General features: G+C 40.2%; 22 protein-coding genes and 1 pseudogene. 17 read left to right on the top strand and 6 right to left on the bottom strand.

All coding sequences use genetic code 11. The annotated features are described in order from the left end of the window. Positions 1-241: 241 nt before the first annotated feature. The gene (locus tag QL998_RS17450; RefSeq protein ID WP_290193169.1) at positions 242-535 is read left to right on the top strand and encodes a hypothetical protein; all 294 of its coding nucleotides are present in this window, start codon (positions 242-244) and stop codon (positions 533-535) included. Between the two features lie 82 nt (positions 536-617). After that, positions 618-1140 (top strand): annotated as a pseudogene (locus QL998_RS17455) (CIA30 family protein). A 21-nt stretch (positions 1141-1161) separates the two neighbouring features. Here QL998_RS17455 and QL998_RS17460 read toward each other — a convergent pair. The 5 genes from QL998_RS17460 to QL998_RS17480 form a co-directional block, all read right to left on the bottom strand. Next, positions 1162-1698, bottom strand: coding sequence for a hypothetical protein (locus tag QL998_RS17460; RefSeq protein ID WP_024593879.1), 537 nt, complete (start codon positions 1696-1698; stop codon positions 1162-1164). Between the two features lie 146 nt (positions 1699-1844). Continuing rightward, complete coding sequence (locus QL998_RS17465; protein WP_002958531.1) at positions 1845-2099, bottom strand: hypothetical protein; 255 nt, start codon at positions 2097-2099, stop codon at positions 1845-1847. Positions 2100-2124: 25 nt separating this feature from the next. Next, positions 2125-2601, bottom strand: coding sequence for an FKBP-type peptidyl-prolyl cis-trans isomerase (locus tag QL998_RS17470; RefSeq protein ID WP_290193176.1), 477 nt, complete (start codon positions 2599-2601; stop codon positions 2125-2127). A 2-nt stretch (positions 2602-2603) separates the two neighbouring features. After that, entirely contained in the window at positions 2604-5024 is a 2421-nt protein-coding gene (locus QL998_RS17475) for an AAA family ATPase (protein WP_290193170.1), read from the bottom strand. Positions 5025-5101: 77 nt separating this feature from the next. Then, positions 5102-5560 (bottom strand): zinc ribbon-containing protein, encoded by a 459-nt coding sequence (locus QL998_RS17480; protein WP_007585575.1) that lies wholly within the window; start codon positions 5558-5560, stop codon positions 5102-5104. Between the two features lie 196 nt (positions 5561-5756). On the opposite strand from QL998_RS17480, the gene leuS reads away from it, so the two are divergent. The 15 genes from leuS to QL998_RS17555 all read left to right on the top strand — a co-directional run bounded on the left by leuS (position 5757) and on the right by QL998_RS17555 (position 20702). Further along, positions 5757-8345 (top strand): leucine--tRNA ligase, encoded by a 2589-nt coding sequence (gene leuS / locus QL998_RS17485; protein ID WP_290193171.1) that lies wholly within the window; start codon positions 5757-5759, stop codon positions 8343-8345. Between the two features lies 1 nt (position 8346). Continuing rightward, positions 8347-8838 carry an LPS assembly lipoprotein LptE gene (gene lptE, locus QL998_RS17490; protein ID WP_290193172.1) on the top strand — a complete coding sequence of 164 codons (492 nt, stop codon included), beginning with the start codon at positions 8347-8349 and terminating at the stop codon, positions 8836-8838. Then, positions 8838-9875 (top strand): DNA polymerase III subunit delta, encoded by a 1038-nt coding sequence (gene holA / locus QL998_RS17495; protein WP_002958525.1) that lies wholly within the window; start codon positions 8838-8840, stop codon positions 9873-9875. The genes lptE and holA overlap by 1 nt, the downstream gene beginning before the upstream one ends. Before the next feature lie 21 nt (positions 9876-9896). Then, on the top strand, positions 9897-10532 hold the full coding sequence (nadD, locus tag QL998_RS17500; RefSeq protein ID WP_024594705.1) for a nicotinate-nucleotide adenylyltransferase: 636 nt from the start codon (positions 9897-9899) through the stop codon (positions 10530-10532). A gap of 55 nt (positions 10533-10587) precedes the next feature. Then, positions 10588-10905, top strand: a complete 318-nt coding sequence (gene rsfS / locus QL998_RS17505; protein WP_002958523.1) for a ribosome silencing factor — start codon at positions 10588-10590, stop codon at positions 10903-10905. 37 nt (positions 10906-10942) lie between these two features. Continuing rightward, entirely contained in the window at positions 10943-11413 is a 471-nt protein-coding gene (gene rlmH, locus QL998_RS17510) for a 23S rRNA (pseudouridine(1915)-N(3))-methyltransferase RlmH (protein ID WP_290193173.1), read from the top strand. An 8-nt stretch (positions 11414-11421) separates the two neighbouring features. Continuing rightward, entirely contained in the window at positions 11422-13290 is a 1869-nt protein-coding gene (mrdA, locus tag QL998_RS17515; protein WP_290193174.1) for a penicillin-binding protein 2, read from the top strand. Then, complete coding sequence (gene rodA / locus QL998_RS17520) at positions 13287-14393, top strand: rod shape-determining protein RodA (protein WP_007585558.1); 1107 nt, start codon at positions 13287-13289, stop codon at positions 14391-14393. The genes mrdA and rodA overlap by 4 nt, the downstream gene beginning before the upstream one ends. Next, positions 14393-15157: a septal ring lytic transglycosylase RlpA family protein gene (locus QL998_RS17525; RefSeq protein WP_101216138.1), complete on the top strand. Its 765-nt coding sequence runs from the start codon at positions 14393-14395 to the stop codon at positions 15155-15157. The genes rodA and QL998_RS17525 overlap by 1 nt, the downstream gene beginning before the upstream one ends. A gap of 99 nt (positions 15158-15256) precedes the next feature. Next, entirely contained in the window at positions 15257-16420 is a 1164-nt protein-coding gene (locus QL998_RS17530) for a serine hydrolase (RefSeq protein WP_010554697.1), read from the top strand. A gap of 175 nt (positions 16421-16595) precedes the next feature. Beyond that, entirely contained in the window at positions 16596-16874 is a 279-nt protein-coding gene (gene ybeD / locus QL998_RS17535) for a DUF493 family protein YbeD (protein ID WP_002958517.1), read from the top strand. A 19-nt stretch (positions 16875-16893) separates the two neighbouring features. Continuing rightward, positions 16894-17547 (top strand): lipoyl(octanoyl) transferase LipB, encoded by a 654-nt coding sequence (gene lipB, locus QL998_RS17540; RefSeq protein ID WP_024605578.1) that lies wholly within the window; start codon positions 16894-16896, stop codon positions 17545-17547. Then, positions 17544-18509, top strand: coding sequence for a lipoyl synthase (lipA, locus tag QL998_RS17545; RefSeq protein ID WP_002958515.1), 966 nt, complete (start codon positions 17544-17546; stop codon positions 18507-18509). The genes lipB and lipA overlap by 4 nt, the downstream gene beginning before the upstream one ends. Positions 18510-18679: 170 nt before the next feature. Beyond that, the gene (locus tag QL998_RS17550) at positions 18680-18919 is read left to right on the top strand and encodes an RNA recognition motif containing protein (RefSeq protein ID WP_024605577.1); all 240 of its coding nucleotides are present in this window, start codon (positions 18680-18682) and stop codon (positions 18917-18919) included. A gap of 163 nt (positions 18920-19082) precedes the next feature. Next, positions 19083-20702: a M28 family metallopeptidase gene (locus QL998_RS17555; protein ID WP_290193175.1), complete on the top strand. Its 1620-nt coding sequence runs from the start codon at positions 19083-19085 to the stop codon at positions 20700-20702. A gap of 35 nt (positions 20703-20737) precedes the next feature. Here the strand turns inward: QL998_RS17555 and QL998_RS17560 are convergent, their stop codons facing one another. Beyond that, entirely contained in the window at positions 20738-21685 is a 948-nt protein-coding gene (locus QL998_RS17560; protein WP_024605575.1) for a PDC sensor domain-containing protein, read from the bottom strand. Positions 21686-22002 lie beyond the last annotated feature (317 nt).

Consider the following 22002-nt stretch of genomic DNA (forward strand, 5'->3'; position numbering starts at 1 on the left):
TGTTTAGTTCTGTTGTTTTTAAGCGATTCATAAGATCACAAAACACCATGAATGTTCCCTCACTACCCACATTTTTTAATACTGTTAGTTCATTGATATGTAAAGGCTAATTCTGGGGATACTTTAGAAATAAACCTCAACCCCCTGCCCACACCATTAATACCAACACGCAAACGTTTAAAAAACTTAACCCGTATGCGCCTATTTATGGCGCACCTATAAATAACTTAACGCATAAAAAATGGTCACGTTTGGCGAAGCTGATAACTCCGATAGTACTGATGATGCAATAGCTGCCACGCCCACAATTAAATCACCGGTTGAATCACAAAAATCGGAAGTTCTTAGCCAAAATACAATAGGCACACGACGATTAGAAAAATTTAACGGTAAATGCTATTTAATTGATACTTCAACCGTATTTGGTAGTAATGGCATGCCTCAAGGTAGCGCGCAGACCTGCCCTGGTGAGCAAACTGATGATGAAATATTATTTAATAAAATAATGGATAAGTGGGCTCGTAAAAATAATTAGTTTTAAATTAGTGAACAAATACATTATTAAAGCGTATTAGTTATAAGTACTCCACTTACTTAATGCCAATTAGGAAACACGTATGACAACAAAGCAACTATCATCACTTTTTGTATTTAATTTATTAGTTGTAAGTGCACAAGCGAATGCAAACCAGCGCTGGTACGTTGTTAACGACTCAGTAATGGGCGGTGTATCTAATAGCGAAGTAACACAAACTCAAGAAAGCTTGCTTTTTACAGGCAATGTTTCGCTTGATAATAACGGCGGTTTTGCATCAATACGTACAGAGCTAAATACACAAAGCCAAAATACTAAAGCTATAGCACTGCGCGTTAAAGGGATGGACAAACCTATCAGCTTAGACTCAGAACTACCAATTACCTTGATGGCGCAGCGTACACCCACTCATTTAAAACAGTAAAAATGAATGGGTAGATATAAACTTCGCTCCGAGTGATTTTACTTTAACGTATCGCGGTCGCGTGCTTGAGCAACAACCGATTATTGATTTTGACGACATAAAACAGCTAGGCTTTATGATTGCAGGCAAGCAAGAAGGTAAGTTTAAACTTGAAGTGGGTAAAATTGAGTTTAAAAGCTAGCCCACCAGCATGTTGGTGGCGCTAAATAGTATAGTCGTCGCCCCGTCTCTTCATTTCACTAATAACCAGCTCAACCATTTGTTGTTTTATTGCTGCTTGCTCTGACTTTAACTCCCCTAATTGCAGCTCTAACATATCTATTTGTTCTTGCTGTTGCGTGTTTTTATATTTTTTTGCACCTAGGTGCTCTGCATCAAAAGTTAAACTCGCATCACTTTTATTCGGCTCACTTGCAGAAGTGTTTATAGTTAAACTACGTTGTACGGGGCTTTGTTTAAGTTTATTAATTTGCTCTTGCAGCGCAATAACTCGCCCAGCGAAGTGCTTGTATACTTTTTCTAGGTTTTTATATTGATTGCCAAACGTAGCGTTATCTTCACTATATTCTTGCGCTTTGGTATCTAGAAACTTTGATAACACATATTTTGGCTCTTCCTCATTTTCTTCCTCGCTCTTTTCTTCACTCGCTTTTTCAACAGGTAGTTTATCTGATTGCGCTAAAGTTTGAGCATTTGAGCTGTGTACTTGGTATGGAATGGGAGCCGCTAAAATCTTCATTATTTTATCCCTAAAATAGCTTTGTCTCTTTTATAGGTATCGACCTCGCATTAAAATTCTTGAGTAAATTTTCATGTTAGCTAAAAGCAAAAAGCCCCACTTTATTAAAGTAGGGCTTATACCAATTTATTAAACTAACTCGTTGCTTACTTAGTGCTTTGGTTATCTTGTGAGAGCGCAATAAGTGCAAGCGCCGCATTTAGGCGAGTATTTAAATTATTATAAATAGTCATTCCAAACACACCAATAATACAAACTATTAAACCCATTTGTAGGTTAACGCTCATCTCTAGTAAAAAAACAGCTGCAACGAGTAAGCACAGCGCTAATGCATAAATAATAGATTGAAAGGTAAAGTTAATATCACCCTTGGCTATTTTAAGTAATTCGTCTTTATTCATAATTTACTTCCTTGTTATTTGATCACTAAGACTCAATTGCCAGTAACTCTACTTCAAATATAAGTACTGAGGCAGGAGGAATACTCCCTACACGTTTTTCGCCGTATGCTAATTGGTGCGGTACATAAAAGGTGTATTTATCGCCTGGGCTCATCAGTTGTAAGCCCTCAGTCCAACCTTTAATCACTTGGTGTAAGCCAAAGCTAATCGGTGTTTTACGCTCTACTGAACTGTCAAACACAGTGCCGTCGATTAGTGTGCCGTGGTAATGCACGTTAACCATACTTTTTGGGGTTGGTGTGTTTTCGTTTTCGCTTTTATGGATTACTTTATACTGCAAGCCAGAAGTCGTTTCTACTACGCCTTCTACCTTTGCGTTAGCGGCTAAATAGTCTGCACCTATTTGTGCATTTATGCCTGCTTGTTGTTTTGCTTTTTTACTATTTTGAAATATTAAAAAACAAAAAATGGCGATAACTACCGCCAAAATTATATTAATCATCATTAACCTTTTTCGCTGTCTAGCTCTTCGTCTTTTTCGTCATCATCGCCGTTTACTATGTCGGCAATCTCTTTGAGGCGAGCAAGTGCAATACCGTTTACTGAGTTTTCTGGATACTGGTCATCAATAATATCGCCAGCTTCTATATCCATTAACAAGTTAAGCGCTTGGTCTACGGTTTCAACTGCGTAAATATTGAATTTACCCGCTTCAACCGCATTAAGTATTTCGTCATCAAGCACTAAGTTAACTTGGTTTGATTTAGGAATGATAACGCCTTGCGAACCTGTTAAACCACGCATTTTACACAGTTTAAAAAAGCCTTCTATTTTTTCGTTTACGCCACCAATGGCTTGTACATCACCATGTTGGTTTATAGAGCCTGTAAGCGCAATTGATTGGCTAATAGGTAGGCTAGTAATAGACGAAATAAGCGCACACAACTCTGCTAAAGATGCGCTATCGCCATCTATGTAACCATAGCTTTGCTCAATGGCAATATTAGCGCTAAGCGTTAAGCTAAAGTGCTGCGCATATTTATTACCTAAATAACCGGTAAGCAACATAACACCTTTTGAGTGAATTGCTTTGCCAAGCTCAGCTTCGCGTTCAACATCTATTACGCCATCAGCGCCAGCATAAACCGTTGCCGTAATACGCGCAGGGGTACCAAATGAGGTATCGCCAATGTGTAATACGGTTAAGCCATTTACTTTACCAATGGCTTGGCCGTCGGTTGCAATAAGTGTGTGACCTTCTTTTATATCACTGAGCATATTTTCGCTAATTTGGCCGGTACGGTATTGCTTGCCTTCAATGGCTTCGTCAATATGGTGCGCGTCAATAACGGCTAATTTGTCTTGTTTTGCGTAGTAACTGGCCTCTGCAATAAGTTCAAGTACATCAGCAAAACGCGCTGATAATTTATTTTGATGCTCAGCTTGGCGGTAACTAAATTTAAGTAAACGCACCATAGCAGCCTGCGTTGCAGTGCACTTTAATGTTTGCTCGCAATACTCGGTTACTTTAGTAATAAACTGGTATTGAAATTTATCGCTACTTGGCAAGTAGTAATCAAAGTCAGCTAATACTCTAAATAGCTCTGCAAATTCTTCATCGTACTCACCTATGGTGTAGTACAACTCGCGCGAACCTAATAAAATAATTTTAACATCAAGCGGTATAAGCTGCGGGCGAAGTGTAAAGCTCGTCCCTACTGTGCTGTCTTGATACGGTAAGTCGTTTTTAATTTGATGTGTTTTTAACGCGAGTTTTAAACCATCCCACACTTGTGGGTTTGCCATGATTTTTTCAGCGTCCATAATTAAATAGCCGCCATTAGCACGATGCAATGCACCAGCCTGAATTGAGCGATAACAGGTAATTAAAGAGCCTTGCGATGTTGAGTACTCAATTTTGCCAAATATATTGCCAAACGTTGGATTAGGCTCGTACACAACCGGTGCTGCGTCGTCCTCTTTAAACTCAACTAAAATGTTAGGTGCAAAAAAGTCGGTAAGCATGCCTTTGCGATCAAAGTCTTCTTTGCTTTCTTCACTTTCATCTTCGTCATCTAGCCATTCAAGTACCGCGTCTATAATTTCAACGCGTATATCTTTTAAATAGCGCAGTACACCAATATGCGTGGCATATTTATGTTCTAAGTCTTTTAAAAGTGGTTTAGTGGCTTGCTCTGCAGTCGACTTTTTAAGATTGCGTTGTTTTTCTTTTGATTCGCGTTTCCAACGTGGCAGCTCTATTAACGCTTCTATTAATGCATCTTCTAGCTTTTCAATTTTTTCAAAAAACTCTTCACGTAACGTTTCTTCAAGTTCGCCAAATTCGCTGTCGCTCAATTGTTTACCATCTACAAGTGGTGCAAACCCTACTGAATTTTTTTCTTCAACTAATGCAACGCTTTGCTCAAACGCCGCAATTTCTACTGCGGTAATAGCACTGTCGTAGGCATCGTTAAATTCACGATCGATTGATTTTTTCTTACGCTGATACGCTGGGTTATCAAATGCCGCAGGAAAGGTGTCGAGTACTTCATCTAAAAATGAATCTATATCGTCACTAAGTTGCTTGCTTTGACCTGGTTGCATAAACAGCGCAATAGGTTCTCTGTGGTCATCGTAATTGTTTACGTATAACCATTCGTTTGGCGTTGAGCTGTCTTTTGCGTGTTGTTTAAGTTTATCTTTAACAAGCGTAAAGCGCCCGTGAGCGGCCTCGCCCATTACATAAACGTTGTAACCCGGCAGTTCCATCCCTAATGAAAAATCTAAAGCACTTTGGGCGCGTTGTTGGCCTATAAACGTAAGTTGCTCTGGGTATGGATTGTTCATACACGTGTTTACGTGATTAGTAGAAATACTCGGTGCGAGTTTTGAAACAGATAGTGGCAGCAATTTTTTCGTCATTCTAACTTCTTTTTTTACCAGCATATTCGCTGGCCTTTGGGCGTATTAAGTGGCCCGCAGCCACTTAATACTTATATTTAAGGGTGCAGTGCCTTACGACTAAAATAGATTCCATCACATTCAATACACGGTGTAATTTGTGTAGCGTGATAAACATCGTAACTATGGGTGCAATTCTTACATACTAATGTGCCCATGGCTATCCATTCGCCTGCGTGATACACACCATTGTGCTTAAAATCTTGGCTAAGAGATTGCCACTCAAGTTGAGTTTTATCTTCTATGTGCGACAGTTCAAACCAAAGAGACTCTTTAAGCTCTTGCCATGCAAGCGAATTATAGTGTGATTCGTTCTCTACTATATGTTCAATATCATTCTTTAAATAACTTTTGTAGAGCTCATATCTTTCTTGACTTAAATCTTTAAGCGCCTGCTCAGATTCAACAAACCCAGAAACCACATCTTTTAAACCATGCTCTTTCACATCTTTTATCCAATGGGTAAAACTGCTAAGCCATGTTTTGTAATCAGTCATTTTTTACTCCTTCAAAATTGCTGTTAAATCAGTCTGTAACTTATGCCTTTAGCTAACCACACTATAAAAAGGCAGGTTAACCTGCACTGAAAGTTACAATTTAATAAAAGCATGTTTTTGACGCTGTGAATAGTGTTTTATTTGGGGTATCCTAACGGCAATTTTTTATTAGTTTGCAAGAAGTCTGGAACCATAGATGCAAGAGCAATATAACCCGCAAGATATAGAGTCAAAAGTACAAAGCTACTGGGAAGAAAACCAGGTATTTAAAGTCACTGAAGATGAGAGCAAAGAAAAGTATTACTGCCTTTCTATGTTCCCTTATCCGAGTGGTCGACTGCATATGGGTCATGTGCGTAACTACACCATTGGTGATGTTGTTTCTCGTTTCCAGCGCCTGCAAGGCAAAAACGTAATGCAACCTATGGGTTGGGATGCGTTTGGTTTACCTGCAGAAAACGCTGCTATTAAAAACAAAACAGCACCAGCTAAGTGGACATACGAAAATATTGATTACATGCGTACTCAACTTAAGCAATTAGGTTTTGGTTATGACTGGGATCGCGAAATTGCGACATGTCATCCAGAATACTACAAGTGGGAGCAGTGGTTTTTCACTAAGCTTTACGAAAAAGGCCTAGTGTATAAAAAAATGTCGACAGTTAACTGGGATCCAGTAGATCAAACAGTACTCGCTAACGAGCAAGTTATTGACGGTCGCGGTTGGCGTTCAGGCGCTGTGGTTGAGCAAAAAGAAATTCCACAGTGGTTTATTAAAATTACCGACTACGCACAAGAGCTACTTGACGATTTAGACAAGTTAGAAGATTGGCCAGAGCAAGTTAAAACAATGCAGCGCAACTGGATTGGCCGCTCTGAAGGGTGTGATATTGAATTTAAACGCACCGATAACGACGAAACATTTAGCGTATACACAACTCGTCCAGATACCTTTATGGGTGTTACGTATGTTGCTGTTGCTGGTGGTCACCCTATTGCGCAAGAAGCCGCTAAAAATAGCGACGCTATTGCAATGTTTGTTGAAGAATGCAAAAACACCAAAGTTGCCGAAGCAGACATGGCAACAATGGAGAAAAAAGGCATAGCAACAGGCTTTTACGCCACTCACCCATTAACGGGCGAGCAAGTACCAATTTGGGTTGCTAACTTTGTATTAATGCATTATGGCTCAGGCGCTGTAATGGCAGTACCTGCACACGATCAACGCGACTTTGAGTTTGCAACAGCGTACGGCCTAGATATAAAACAAGTCATTGCGCCTGCTGAAGGTTCAGATCTTGAAGTAAACCTAAAAGAATCAGCATTTACCGATAAAGGCGTACTTGTAAATTCGGGTGAATTTAACGGCCTTGATTTTGAAGCTGGTTTTAAAGCGATTGCCGATAAATTAGAAGCACTCGGTGTTGGTGAGCGTAAAGTAAACTTCCGCCTGCGTGACTGGGGTGTGAGCCGTCAGCGCTATTGGGGTTCTCCAATTCCAATGCTTAGCGATGAAGATGGTAAAGAACTTGCTGCAACAGAAGATATGCTACCAGTTCGCTTACCAGAAGATGTGGTAATGAACGGTGTAACTTCACCACTTAAAGCAGACCCAGAGTGGGCTAAAACAACAGTAAATGGCGCACCTGCGTTTCACGAAACTGATACGTTTGACACCTTTATGGAATCGTCTTGGTATTACGCACGCTACTGTAGCCCACGCTACGACGAAGGCATGCTAGATCCAGCGGCTGCTAACTACTGGTTACCAGTAAACCAATACATTGGTGGTATTGAGCATGCAATTTTACATTTATTGTACTCACGCTTTTTCCATAAATTATTACGTGACTTTGGTTTAGTTAATTCAGACGAGCCGTTTGACCGCTTACTTTGTCAAGGTATGGTACTTGCTGAAACATTTTATCGTAAAGATGAAAAAGGCGGCGACATTTGGATTTCGCCAACTGATGTTAATACCGAAACCGACGAAAAAGGCCGCGTTACTAAAGCATGGCACAAGGAAGACGGCGAGCCGGTATTCTCATCAGGCATGAGCAAAATGTCTAAGTCTAAAAACAATGGTATAGACCCACAACATGTAATTGCCCAGTATGGTGCAGATACAGTGCGTTTATTCATGATGTTTACAGCACCACCAGAGCAAACGCTTGAATGGTCAGACTCAGGCGTTGAAGGCGCGCATCGTTTCTTAAAACGTGTATGGAAGTACGCGGTAGACGTTAAAACAGTAGGTTACCAAGCACTTGATAAATCAGCGCTAACTAATCCGCAAAAAGTACTACGTCGAGACTTACACAAAGCAATTGCTAAAGTGACTGATGATGTTGAACGTCGTCAAACCTTTAACACCGCTATTGCAGCTATTATGGAGCTTTCTAATAAGTTATTAAAAGCACCACTGAGCGACAAACAAGATGTAGCGATTGCTAACGAAGCACTTGAAGCATTAGTTATTATGCTTGCACCTATTACTCCGCATTTATCGCATGAGCTTTGGAAAGAGCTTGGTAAAAAAGGCGAGATTTTAGATTCGCAGTGGCCAAAAGTTGACGAGTCGGCTCTTGTTGAAGATGAAAAACTAATCATCGTACAAGTAAACGGCAAGCTTCGCGCTAAGTTAACAGTGGCAGCTGATGCCACTCAAGAGCAAGTAGAAGCCCTTGCGTTTGCAGAATCTAACGTAACTAAATTTACTGATGGCTCAACCATTCGTAAAATCATTTACGTACCAGGTAAACTACTTAACGTGGTAGCTAACTAATATGGCTGCATTTAACGCCATTAAAAATGGACTAGCCTTAGTGCTAGTCTGTTTTTTGTTATCAAGCTGTGGCTTTCATTTAAAAAAAGCCTCTAGCTTGCCTGATAACTTAAAACAGCTAACACTTGTAGGCGATGATGAAAAATCGACTTTATTTTCTGAGCTTAAAAAAGAGCTTAAAGCGAGTAACGTAGAGCTAGTATCGTCAGCTAAAGATAAAGCCCAATTGTATTTACGCAAAGAAAGTATTGAACGCCAAACACTTTCGCTGTTTCAAAATGGTCAGGTTGCTGAATACGAACTTGCTTATGGCGTGTCGTATGTAGTTAAACTCCCAGGCGAAAAAACGATAGAAAAACGTTTTGAGCTTTACCGTAATTACCAAGACGATCCTGATCATGCATTAGCAAAAGCAAAAGAGCTTGAGCTACTCATTAGCGAGATTCGTGAGCAAGCCAGTCGTCGTATTGTTAGAGAGCTGTCGCAACTATAATGCGCTGCTATGCTAATCAACTACCGAGTGAATTAAATAAAGGGCTAAAGCCCTTTTATTTAGTATTTGGTGAAGAGCCTTTTCAAGAAGCGCAGTGCGTACAACAAATTCGCGACTGTGCTAAGCAACAAGGTTTTGATGAAGTAATTAAGTTTACTTTAATGCAAGGATTCGATTGGCAAGAAATCATAGCCCAGTACCAAAGTATGTCGCTGTTTAGCGCCCGCACTATTATTGAGCTTGATTTAAACCAACAAAAGCCAGGCGTTATTGGCAGCAATACCTTTAAAAAAGTAGTTGAGCTAGTTAATCCCGATACTATTTTAATTGTTAAAGGCGCTAAAGCCAGTCAAGAAGTACAACGTGGTGCATGGTTTAAAGCCCTTGATAAACTAGGCGTATTTGTTCCTTGTTACCCACTTACGGGCTCTCATGTAAAACGATGGCTTGATGAGCAATGCCAACGTTTATCACTTAATATGCAAAGCGACGCCAAAGTAAGCTTAATAAATGCCACTGAAGGCAACTTATTAGCCTGTTTTCAGGAGCTTGAAAAGCTCTCGCTACTACACGGCAATGCATTAATTACTCAGCAACTAGTTATGCAAGGGCTGTTAAACCAAGCCAAGTTTGATATTTTTGATTTAAGCGATGCACTATTAAATGGCCACGCTAAACAAGCTATAAAAGTACTAAACAAACTTGCCAGCGATAACACCGAAGTGGTGAGTATTTTGTGGGCTATAACCAAAGAGCTTAATACACTTATAAGTGTGCAACTTGGATTATTAAATGGCGAACCCATAGCAAACTTATTTAAACAAAAAGCAATTTGGAAAAACCAACAAGGTCCAGTTCAAAACGCAATTAACCGTTTAAATATGCACACACTAGAACAAATAAACAGTGATGTTGCGTTGTTTGATGCCAGTTACAAGCAAGGTAATTTAATTGCACCTTACCAAGCGCTTGCTCATATTTGTATTAAATTTTGCCAGCCGCTCAACATTCCTATGCCGTGCCACGCGGTTAATTAATAAATAACTAATGGGTGTTAAATGATCGCAATTTTTGGTGGCACTTTCGACCCAGTCCATTTAGGCCATCTAAATATGGCGCAGCAATGCGTTAATGCGTTTAATTTAGATACGCTTTATTTTATGCCCTGTGCACTCCCTGCACATAAAGCAGCGCCGGGAATTAGTACCCAGCACCGTATTAATATGCTAAACGCAGCCATTGCACCTTATCCTCATTTTGAACTCGATTTAAGAGAGCTTAACCGAGCTGGTCCATCGTATTCGCTACTTAGTTTGCAAGAACTTCGTAAAGAGCACCCCACTACACCTATTTTATTTTTAATTGGTATGGACTCGTTTAACAATCTCGATAAGTGGTTTGAGTGGAAGGCAATAACACAGCTTTGCCATATTGTGGTGTACCAGCGCCCTGCTCAACATTGCACTGTAAAAGGTGAGCTTAAAAGCTATATGCAACACGCAAATGCTGGCGAAGTCGCGGCACTTAAACACTCACTTGCAGGTAAACTTTATTTTTTACCGGGCGAAATGCTCGATGCGGCCTCAAGTACAATTCGCAAGCAGCTAAAAAAAAGTAATAAAAAGAATGAACTATTGCCCGATGCAGTGAGTCATTACATAGAAGTGCATCAGCTCTATCAAATTGATGCTTAAAAACTCCTAGCGTGTTAAAATGCGCGCCATTAAATTTTTAAATTGAGACAAAACCTTGGATTCAAAACAACTACTCGCCTTTGCAATGGATAAAATTGACGATATGAAAGCGCGTGACATCGTTCATATTGACGTAACTGAAACATCAGATATTACAGATTACATGGTAATTTGTTCTGGTACTTCTAAACGCCACGTACAGTCAATTGCCGATCACTTAGCAAAAGAAGCGCGTCATGCAGATTCAGAGCCACTAGGTTATGAAGGTGAAGGCGACGGCGAATGGGCACTGGTTGATTTAGGTGATGTGGTTGTACACGTGATGCAAAACGAAGCACGTAGCTATTACGATCTAGAAAAACTGTGGGGCTAAACGCTCACTCATTTTAGACAATGCTTGGAAGTAATACGTGAAAATACAAATGATTGCTGTTGGTACTAAAATGCCAGCATGGGTAGAAACGGGATTTGCAGAATATCAGCGCCGTTTCCCTAAAGATATGGCGCTAGAGTTAATCGAAATTCCAGCCGGTAAACGTGGTAAAAATGCAGATATAAAGCGTATTTTACACATTGAAGGTGAAAAAACATTAGCGGCTATTCCAAAAGGCAATCATATTGTAACGTTAGAGGTAACAGGGAAAGCACTGGATACTCACCAACTTGCTAAAAATATGGAAAAATGGCAACTCGATGGCCGCGATGTAAGTTTACTTATTGGCGGACCTGAAGGACTTGCTCCAGAGTGTATTGCAGCGTCTGAGCAAAAATGGTCGTTATCTAATTTAACATTGCCGCATCCTTTGGTGCGTATAATTGTTGCAGAGAGCCTTTACCGAGGCTGGAGCTTAAATAACAACCATCCTTATCATCGCGAGTAACCCTTGCCATGCTAAAACATAGACCCACTATTCGTGACCACTCCGCAGAAGCAAACTTATTTGCTAGGCGAGCATTCGTGGGTTTTGTTTTTGTATTAGGATTAGTCGCAGTATTGCTTTCTAATCTTTATACTATTCAGGTCGAAGATCACCAAGACTACCAAACCCGCTCCAACGATAACCGCATTAAAGTTATTCCTATTGCACCCAACCGTGGTTTAATTTACGACCGTAACGGTGTGCTACTTGCTGAAAACAAACCTGTTTACAACCTTGAGGTCATCCCCGAAGAGGTAGACGACCTTGACGAATCGCTTGATCAAATAAGTAAAATAATTGCGATTACAGAGCAAGACAAACAAGACTTTTTAAAAGATATAAAACACACCCGTCGTTTTAAATCACAAGTATTAAAAGCCCGCTTAGACGAAACAGAAGTGGCGAAATTTTCGGTTAATCAACATAAATTTCCTGGTTTTAGCATTGAGGCACGCCTTGCTCGCTACTACCCATTTGGCGACACACTAACGCATGCGCTCGGTTATGTTGCCAAGCTTAATAGAAAAGAGCTAAACCAATTAGAGCAAGAAGACCGTGCAACCAATTACCGCGCCACACATGATATTGGCAAACTCGGCATAGAGAAATATTACGAAGAAACACTGCACGGTAAAGTAGGCTCACAACGGGTAGAAGTTAATAACCGTGGCCGTGTAATACGCACCCTGAGCATGACCCAACCGCAACCAGGTAGCGACTTAGTACTGACTTTAGACGTTGGCTTGCAACAAATAGCACAACACGCGCTTAAAGATATGCGCGGCGCTGTTGTAGTTATGGACGCCAAAGATGGCGGCGTGCTGGCACTTTATTCAAACCCAAGTTACGATCCAAACTTATTTGTACACGGCATTAGCAGCAAAAATTATAAAGCGCTGCTTAACCAAGACCGGCCATTAATAAACCGTACTACGCAAGGTCGTTATGCGCCGGCCTCTACTGTAAAGCCCTTAATGGCTGTATTAGCACTTGAAGAAAATATAGTAAATGAATCAACATCAATGTGGGATCCTGGTTTTTTTCAAATTCCAAATGTTGAACACAAATGGCGAGATTGGAAACGTTGGGGCCATGGTCATGTGGATGTATACAAGGCGATTGAAGAGTCGTGCGATACCTATTTTTACGATGCGGCTTATCGATTAGGCATTACTAAAATCAGTGATTTTATGGCCCGTTTTGGCTACGGCGATTTGTCAGGTATTGATATTCATGAAGAAACTACTGCTATTCTACCTTCAAAAGAATGGAAAGAAGGACGCTTTAAAGAGTCTTGGTGGCGTGGTGATACTATTTCGGTAGGTATTGGTCAAGGTTACTGGACTGCTACACCAATTCAAATTGCAAATGCGACTAACATATTAGTTAATCGTGGTATTAATCATCCCCCTCATTTGGTGCAAGTAATAAAAAAAGATAGCGACATAACGCAAATTAACAACGAAGAAAAACCCCCTGTTATTTTAAAAGATCCACGCCATTGGCAGGTATCGTTAGATGCAATGCATAATACAGTTCAAAAAATATCAGGCACAGCGCACAAAGCATTTAAAGGCACTAACTACGACTCGGCTGGTAAAACGGGTACTGCACAGGTAGTTAGTATTGCCCAAGGTGAACGCTACGATGCAGAATCGCTTAAAGAGCGCCAGCGTGACAACACAATTTACGTAGGGTTTGCACCTTACAACGATCCTAAAATTGTGGTTTCTGTTGTATTAGAAAACAACCACGGCGGTATTCAAATTGCTCGCCAACTTATGGATTACTACTTTGCAGCTAATCCAGTTAATCTTGCAAGGAACGATACACCATGACAGCTTTGCACGATAAACGCTCTATTTGGATGCGTATGCATCTAGACCTACCACTGCTTATTGCATTACTCATAATGATGGCTGGTAGCATAATGGTTGTTTACAGCGCAAGCGGCCAAGACTCTTCAATGATGATTAGGCACATGACTCGTATGGGCGGTGCGGTTGTTGCTATGGTTGTTTTGGCCCAGTTTTCGCCTGCCACATTAAAGCGTTTAGTGATCCCACTTTATTGCGTTGGTTTATTAATGCTAGTGGGTGTACTTTTATTTGGCGTAAGCTCAAAAGGCGCACAGCGATGGCTCGATTTAGGGGTGACACGGTTTCAACCTGCAGAATTAATGAAGCTGGCAGTCCCTATGATGGTAGCTTGGTATATAGGGCGTAACCACTTACCTCCTCGGCCAATGCACTTAATTATTGGCTTTATGATTGTAATGCTCCCTACATTATTAATTAAAGAACAACCCGATTTAGGTACCGCTATACTTATTGCAAGTTCAGGTATATTTGTTTTGTTTTTGTCTGGATTAAGTTGGCGTTTAATCGGCTTTTTAAGCTCTATTGTAGCGCTTGCCGCATGGCCATTTTGGCACTACGGTATGCACGATTATCAAAAGCAGCGTGTACTCACCTTTTTAGACCCTGAGAGCGATCCGCTCGGTTCGGGTTATCATATTATTCAATCTAAAATTGCTATTGGCTCAGGCGGTATAGAAGGTAAAGGCTGGCTGCTTGGTACGCAATCGCAACTAGAATTTTTGCCAGAGCGCCACACCGACTTTATATTTTCGGTTTTAAGCGAAGAATTTGGTTTATTTGGCGTATGTGTTTTACTTAGTCTCTATTTATTTATTATTGGCCGTGGTTTATACATTGCTGTTAATGCACAAGATGCATTTGGTAAATTGCTCGCAGGCGCACTCACCCTCACCTTTTTTGTGTACGTATTTGTAAACATAGGCATGGTATCGGGTTTATTACCTGTTGTAGGCGTACCTTTACCACTGATTAGTTATGGTGGTACATCGATGGTGACGTTAATGGCAGGATTTGGCATTATTATGTCAATCGCAACAGATAAAAGGATGCTTTTAAAATAATGCGACACACTAATCAGCTTATATTTACCACGTTATTAATTTTGCTTTTAAATGCATGTAGTAGCGGCTCTAGTAGCCGCTATAGCATGCGCCATGATGCAGCACCACTTAGAGCCCCGACTACACTTGAGATGCAAGACGCTATAGTTACCGAAGTAACTAAAAGCGCCAGCGCTAGTCGCCCATATACAGTGCTTGGTAAAAGTTATTCACCCATGCTTGATGAAACAGGCTTTAGTGAAGAAGGCATTGCCTCTTGGTATGGTCGTAAATTTCATGGTTATCACACTTCAAATGGTGAAACGTATGATATGTTTGCCATGACCGCAGCGCATAAAACGCTGCCACTACCTAGCTTTGTTAAAGTAACCAATACAGCAAATGGTAAATCGGTAATCGTTCGCGTGAACGATCGGGGCCCGTTTCATGACGATAGAATAATTGACCTTTCGTACGCAGCCGCTTACAAGCTTGGCTATTACACCCATGGTACAGCAAAGGTTAAGCTAGAAGCCGTTACGCTTGCGGGCGCAACTGCGCGTCAAACCTATATTCAGGTAGCTGCAGGTAGTACACTTGCTAATATTGAAGCGCTTGCCAGCACATTGCGAGAGCAATACAAATTACCAACAAATATCGTTCAAAAAGACGACATTTACAGACTGCATTTAGGGCCAATAAAAGACACCCCTCATGCAGACGAAGTATTAAAAAAATTAAAACAAAATCAATTTCAAAACGCGTTCTTGCTTTACACTCAGTAAGACTAATACCCAAACTACCCCAGGATGCTCGCATCTTGGGGTGGTTTGGGTATAAAATGGCGTAACGCGAATCTTTAACTTTAACCATTAATGAGTATGATGAAATCTATTAAACATAAAATCCTCAAAGGTGTATGCGGCCTAGTTTGTACAGCCGCCGTATTTTCAGCCAGCGCCCAAATTATTCCGGCACCACCTCAAGTTAATGCAAAAGGTTATTTTTTGGTCGACTTTACAACAGGTAAAGTTATTGCTGAAGGTGAAGCCGATACACAGCTAGCACCTGCAAGTTTAACTAAAATGATGACCAGTTATGTAATTGGTACTGAAATTAAAGCAGGTAATATTGCCACTACCGATATGGTAACGGTAAGCGAAAAAGCATGGGCTAAAAACTTCCCAGAATCTTCAAAGATGTTTATTGAAGTAGGTAAGCAAATTAGTGTTGATCAGCTTAACCACGGTATTATTATCCAATCAGGTAATGATGCATGTGTTGCAATGGCTGAGCATATTGCTGGAAGCGAAAGCGCATTTGCTGATTTAATGAATGCCCATGCTGCTAAATTAGGTATGAGCAACAGCCACTTTATCAACAGCCACGGCCTTGATACTGACGAGCACTTCACAACGCCTCGCGATATGGCGACACTTGGTGCTGCACTTATTCGTGATGTGCCAGATGAATATGCACTTTATAAGCAAAAATCGTTTACTTATAACGGCATTAAGCAATATAACCGTAACTCATTATTGTGGGACGAAAGCTTAGATGTTGACGGTATTAAAACTGGTCATACATCAGAAGCTGGCTACAGCCTAGTTACCTCAGCAACTAAAAACGATATGCGTTTAATTGCTGTTGTTATGGGTACTACCAGCGAACGAGCTCGTAAAGTAGAAAGTAAAAAACTACTTAACTATGGTTTTCGTTTTTATGAAACAATTACTCCGTACAAAGCAGGCGATAGCTTTGCAGAACAACGTATTTGGATGGGTAACAAAGAAAATGTATCTTTAGGTATTTTAGAAGATACACCGATTACTATCCCACGTGGTCAGCATAAAAACCTTAAAGCTAACTTTGAGCTAGATAACACACTTGAAGCACCACTTGCTAAAGGTACTAAAGTAGGTACGTTATTCTTACAACTAGAGGGCGAAGATATTGCTCAATACCCACTAGTAACACTTGAAGAAGTGGAAGAAGGCAGCTTCTTTAGCAAAATTTATGATTACTTACGTTTACAGATCATGCAGTAATTTATAGCTTCCCTATTAACTAGGGTAACTAATTTAAACGTCTCCACTGTGAGGCGTTTTTTTTTGCTTGAAAAATGTTAGAATGCGCCCCATATAAGCAAGACTGCTAATTGCCTATCTGTATTAAGCTTCGAGCTTGCATAGAGTCCACACTTTTGTATGAGGAGTCACCGTCGTGGTTCAACCTGTTAAAGATACTAAATTTGATGAGTACCTAGAGTACCCTTGCCCATTTACATTCAGAATAATGGGTTTAGCTAATGTAAACTTAACTGATCAAATTTTAGCTAAGTTACAACCAATAGCACCTGGCGATTACGCCCCTAAAGTAAAACCAAGCAGCAAAGGTAATTACGAGTCAGTAAGCCTTGTAGCAACGGTTACCAGTGGCAAACACATTGAAGAAATTTACAACGTGATCAGCAATATTGATGACGTACGCCACATGCTTTAAGCCATAGTTGAGATTTGTTGTGAACGAAAACACTTTGATCGTACGCCAACTGGGTCGTCAGCGTTATATGCCAATTTGGCAAAAAATGCAGGACTTTACCGACACCCGTGATGAAAATACGCCAGATGAAATTTGGCTTGTAGAGCACGAGAGTGTATTCACCCAAGGTCAGGCTGGTAAGGACGAACACTTACTAGCTCCTGGCGACATTGAGGTGATTAAAGTTGACCGTGGCGGACAAGTAACTTATCACGGCCCTGGCCAGCAAATGATGTATGTATTATTTAATCTACGTCGTTTAAAGATTGGTGTACGTGAACTGGTTACATGGCTTGAAGAGTGCATTATTGAATCACTCGCCGAGTATAGTATTGAAGCTTATGCTAAAGCTGATGCACCCGGTGTTTACGTTAACGACAGCAAAATTGCATCCCTTGGGTTAAGGGTTCGTCGTGGTTGCTCGTTTCATGGCTTAGCATTAAATGTTAACATGGACCTAAGTCCATTTTTACGCATTAACCCATGTGGTTATGCGGGCATGAATATGGTGCAAACTAAAGAATTAGATGGTCCTCAAAACCTAGAAAGTGCAGGTGAAGGATTGGTGAAACACATGATCAAGAAGCTTAATGCAACACAGGTTAAGCATACTGAAGGGTTTGAAAACGAATGAATAAACCAGTCAAAATGGAACCAGGTGTAAAACTACGCGACGCAGAAAAAATGGCGTTGATCCCAGTAAAAGTTTTACCTACAGAAAAAACTGAAATGTTGCGTAAGCCAGAATGGTTAAAAATTCGCTTACCTAAATCAACCGATCGCATTGACGGCATTAAAAAAGCGCTACGTAAGCATGGCTTACACTCGGTATGTGAAGAGGCTTCGTGCCCTAACCTGTCTGAATGTTTTAACCACGGTACAGCTACCTTTATGATTTTAGGTGCTATTTGTACTCGTCGTTGCCCATTTTGTGATGTTGCCCATGGTCGCCCATTAAAACCTGATGCCACTGAACCTGAAAAGCTAGCACTTACTATAAAAGATATGAAGCTAAGCTACGTTGTAATCACTTCAGTTGACCGTGATGATTTACGAGATGGCGGTGCTCAGCATTTTGCCGATTGTATTCGCGAGATTCGTAAACATAATCCAACTATCACTATCGAAATTTTAGTACCTGATTTTCGTGGTCGTATGGACCGCGCATTAGAAATATTAATCGAGACGCCACCAGATGTGTTTAACCACAATCTTGAAACTGCGCCACGTTTATACAAACTAGCTCGCCCAGGTGCTGACTACAAATGGTCATTAGAATTACTTCGTCGCTTTAAAGAAGCTCACCCAGAAGTTAAAACTAAATCAGGCTTAATGGTAGGTTTAGGTGAAGAAATTAGCGAAATTGAAGAAGTACTTCGCGATTTACGTGCACACAACGTTGACATGCTAACTGTAGGCCAATATCTACAACCATCTAAGCATCACTTACCGGTTAAACGCTACGTGCCACCAGTAGAGTTTGACGGCTTAAAAGCGTATGCAGACGAAATTGGCTTTACTCACGCCGCTTCTGGCCCGTTTGTACGCTCAAGCTACCATGCTGATCAACAAGCAGCGGGCAAAGAAGTGAAATAAGTAAACTTAAGTATTAAACTACTTTTATGGTAAAAAATGCCGTTAGTTAATAAATTAAACTAATGGCATTTTTGTATGTGATAAGTTTTTTTTACCATTTATCAAATAAAATTAGGTTAAACCCATCTAAGTTGAGATAATTAGCACTGACATAATTATTTAGGTTCATTATGAAACTATTAGTTCGTAACTTGTCTCGTGCTACCACTGAGCATGAGCTTCGTACTTTATTTGCAGAGCACGGTAAAGTGACTACCTGTAACTTAGTACTTGATAAAGACACTGGCCAATCTAAAGGCTTTGCCTTTTTAGAAATGCCAAACGACATAGAAAGCAAAAGCGCTATTAAAGCACTTAACCAATCTACTGTTGATAAAAGTAAGATCCGCGTGAAATTAGCGGATGCTTAAGTAATAATTTATTACTTAAAGTTAAAAGAACCAGCTTGCGCTGGTTTTTTACTAATGGCTGATAGCTAATCTGCAATTGCGTGAAAAGTTCTCTATAAAAATTCGACATCGCTGCAGTGCTTCCTTTATATTGAAAGCCCAATTAAATAACAATATGAAGACTATGGCATATACTCTTTTAAAAAGCGCTAGCCTAAGCCTGCTAGTTGCACTCTTTGGCTGCTCAGAGCCTGCAAGCAAACAAACCCCATTAGAAAATACAGCCGGTGTAAGCCTTAGCAATATTAAACAGCATATTAAAACGCTAGCCTCTGATGACTTTGAAGGCCGAGGTCCACTTACTCATGGCGAAGTGAAAACAGTAGGCTACTTAAGTGAGCAATATAAAGCACTGGGTTTAATCGGTGCTTATGAAGGTAAATACTTACAGCCTGTAAAAATGGCAATGGTGACAGCTAATCAGGATATGCAGTTAAAGGTAGGTGATTTAAGCTTTAAATCAGGTAAAGACTTTACTGCGCGTACTGAGCAACTTCAGCCATTAATTGATGTACGTAACTCTGACGTTGTATTCGTTGGCTATGGTATTAATGCGCCAGAATATAAGTGGAATGATTATAAAAATATTGATGTAACGGGTAAAACAGTGGTTGTGCTCGTTAACGATCCAGGTTTTGCTTCTCAAAACGATGCCCTTTTTACTGGCAATGCAATGACCTACTACGGTCGCTGGACTTATAAATATGAAGAAGCCGCTCGCCAAGGTGCAAAGGCTGTATTTATTGTTCATGAAACAGCACCTGCGGCATACCCTTGGGGCGTAGTTGAAAGTTCAAACACCGGCACTAAATACACGTTAATGGATAACAATTTAAACGCGTCTAAATTACCGGTTATGGGCTGGCTAACACTTGATGCGACTGAGAAAATGTTTAACGCCGCAAAGCTTAACTATCAAGATTTAAAACAAGCAGCATTAAATGATGACTTTAAAGCCACGCCACTTAACTTAAAAGCAAATCTTGCCTTTAAAAACGAAGTATCGCATGCCAAATCGCATAACGTAATTGCACAAATTACAGGTAGCGAATCACCTGACGAATACGTTGTTATAAGCGCTCACTGGGACCACTTTGGTACTAAACAAACTGATACTGGCCCTAAGATTTATAACGGCGCAGTAGATAACGCTTCAGGCACTGCAGCCACGCTTGAAATAGCACGCATCATGAGCAAAATGAATAAGCAAAAACCGTTTAAACGCTCAATTATTTTTGCTAACTTTACAGCAGAAGAAACGGGGTTAATTGGTTCTGAAGAATTTGCATCGGGTGCGGTTGTACCTACAAAACAAATGGTCGGTCTATTAAATATTGATGGCATGAACGTGCTTGATGGCACTGACTACATTTTACAATACGGTAAAGATTTATCGACAATGGAAAACTATTTAGCAAAGGCTGCAAAATCACAAGGCCGTGTTGTTAAAATGGATCCTCGCCCGCAAAATGGCTTGTTTTTTAGATCTGATCATTTCTCACTTTCTAAGCAAGGCGTGCCCAGTCTATTATTTATGAGCCTGGGCGATACCGACCCTGACTATATAGCGCATAAGTACCATAAAGAAGCAGACGACTACTCAGCTGATTGGTCGTTAGGTGGTGTTAAGCAAGATATAGATCTTATTGTTGATATAGCCACTCAACTTGCAAACAATGGCGATTGGCCAAAGTGGACTAGCGAGTCTGACTTTAAAGCCAAACGCGCACAAGATAAGCAATAAATAACTATTAATAGTTATGTAATATAAAAATCCTCCTACTTGGAGGATTTTTGTTTTAAACGAGCCCGCATTAATAGCGTTTCGGCCTTTGCCCCTAAATAAACATAAATAGCCAGTGCAATTAAAAGCCCCACCACTGCCAGCATCATCGCTATTGCAGGCATTAAATATTCCGATTGCCCCAGCGCCGCTTTAAACATAGTTAACAACGCCTCAATTGATATAGCAATTAACACGGTAGATATAAATCGTGTAATAGTGCGCCGCGTAGATGAGTGCCTAAAAATATCCTTATGCATAAGAATTTCTTCTTCGAGTATTGTTTTACCTAAATCGAATACTGCTAATGCTAGGGTGATGTAAATAATGATACTAAAGGGTTCAAGTGGATCTGATGAGGTATCTACATGGGTTAATAGCGCGTATATATCACTAAAAACGATATTCAGTAAAAATAATACTAAGCAAAATAAGCACGCCACAATAATACCGTAACCCGCTTTAAAGTAAGGCGACATATTAGCGCGCGCAGTATCACCCATTACAAACTCAATAAGCTGCGTTAAGCTCACATCAACGACCAAGTAATGTTGATTATTAATTGGTTTTTTTAGTTCTTTAATCGCCGATATACATAAATGGTTAGTCGCTATAGAAATGTAGGGATCAGTAAAGCACACCCTATCACTTGTTTTAGCGTTCAAAAAATAGGGTCGCTCGCTTAAATCTTGTTGATTACCACTTTCACCTAGTTTTTTGCTATATGCCCGTTTAAAGCAGACATTATTACCCTGCTGCAAACCTTCTGCATTTAAACAATATTGTAATTCTAAAAATGGGTACTGCTTAATCAGGTAGCGGGTATCACGCTCCTTAGTTAACCCATCCTCAATACTCATCAAAATAGATTCAAGTAAGCTGTGTATTACATGCTCATATTCGTGGTAGCGCTCAACACTACTGATATAACTCATTCGCGCCATTTTAAATACTCATTAACCTAAGTTATAAATAGATTTGCAAGTTTAAAACCAATAATAAAATAACTTAACAATCAGCAACTTAATGATATTCAAACTCGTGTTTTGCACTACTTTGGTGACTAAAAAGTAATATATTAAATTAAATGCACATCGAGTAGGGTGAGGCTTATGCCTCATCCCTCTCACAGAGCCGTACGTACGGACCTCGTATACGGCTCCTGTACCCTTCACATTTTATCAACTTATTTCCTAAACGCTGATAAAGCAAGCCATCCCGTATTCACTTTTTCTATTGGATATAAACCAAGCTCCTCAAA

Origin of the sequence: Pseudoalteromonas sp. APC 3691 (assembly GCF_030408135.1) — a bacterium.
GTDB lineage: Bacteria > Pseudomonadota > Gammaproteobacteria > Enterobacterales > Alteromonadaceae > Pseudoalteromonas.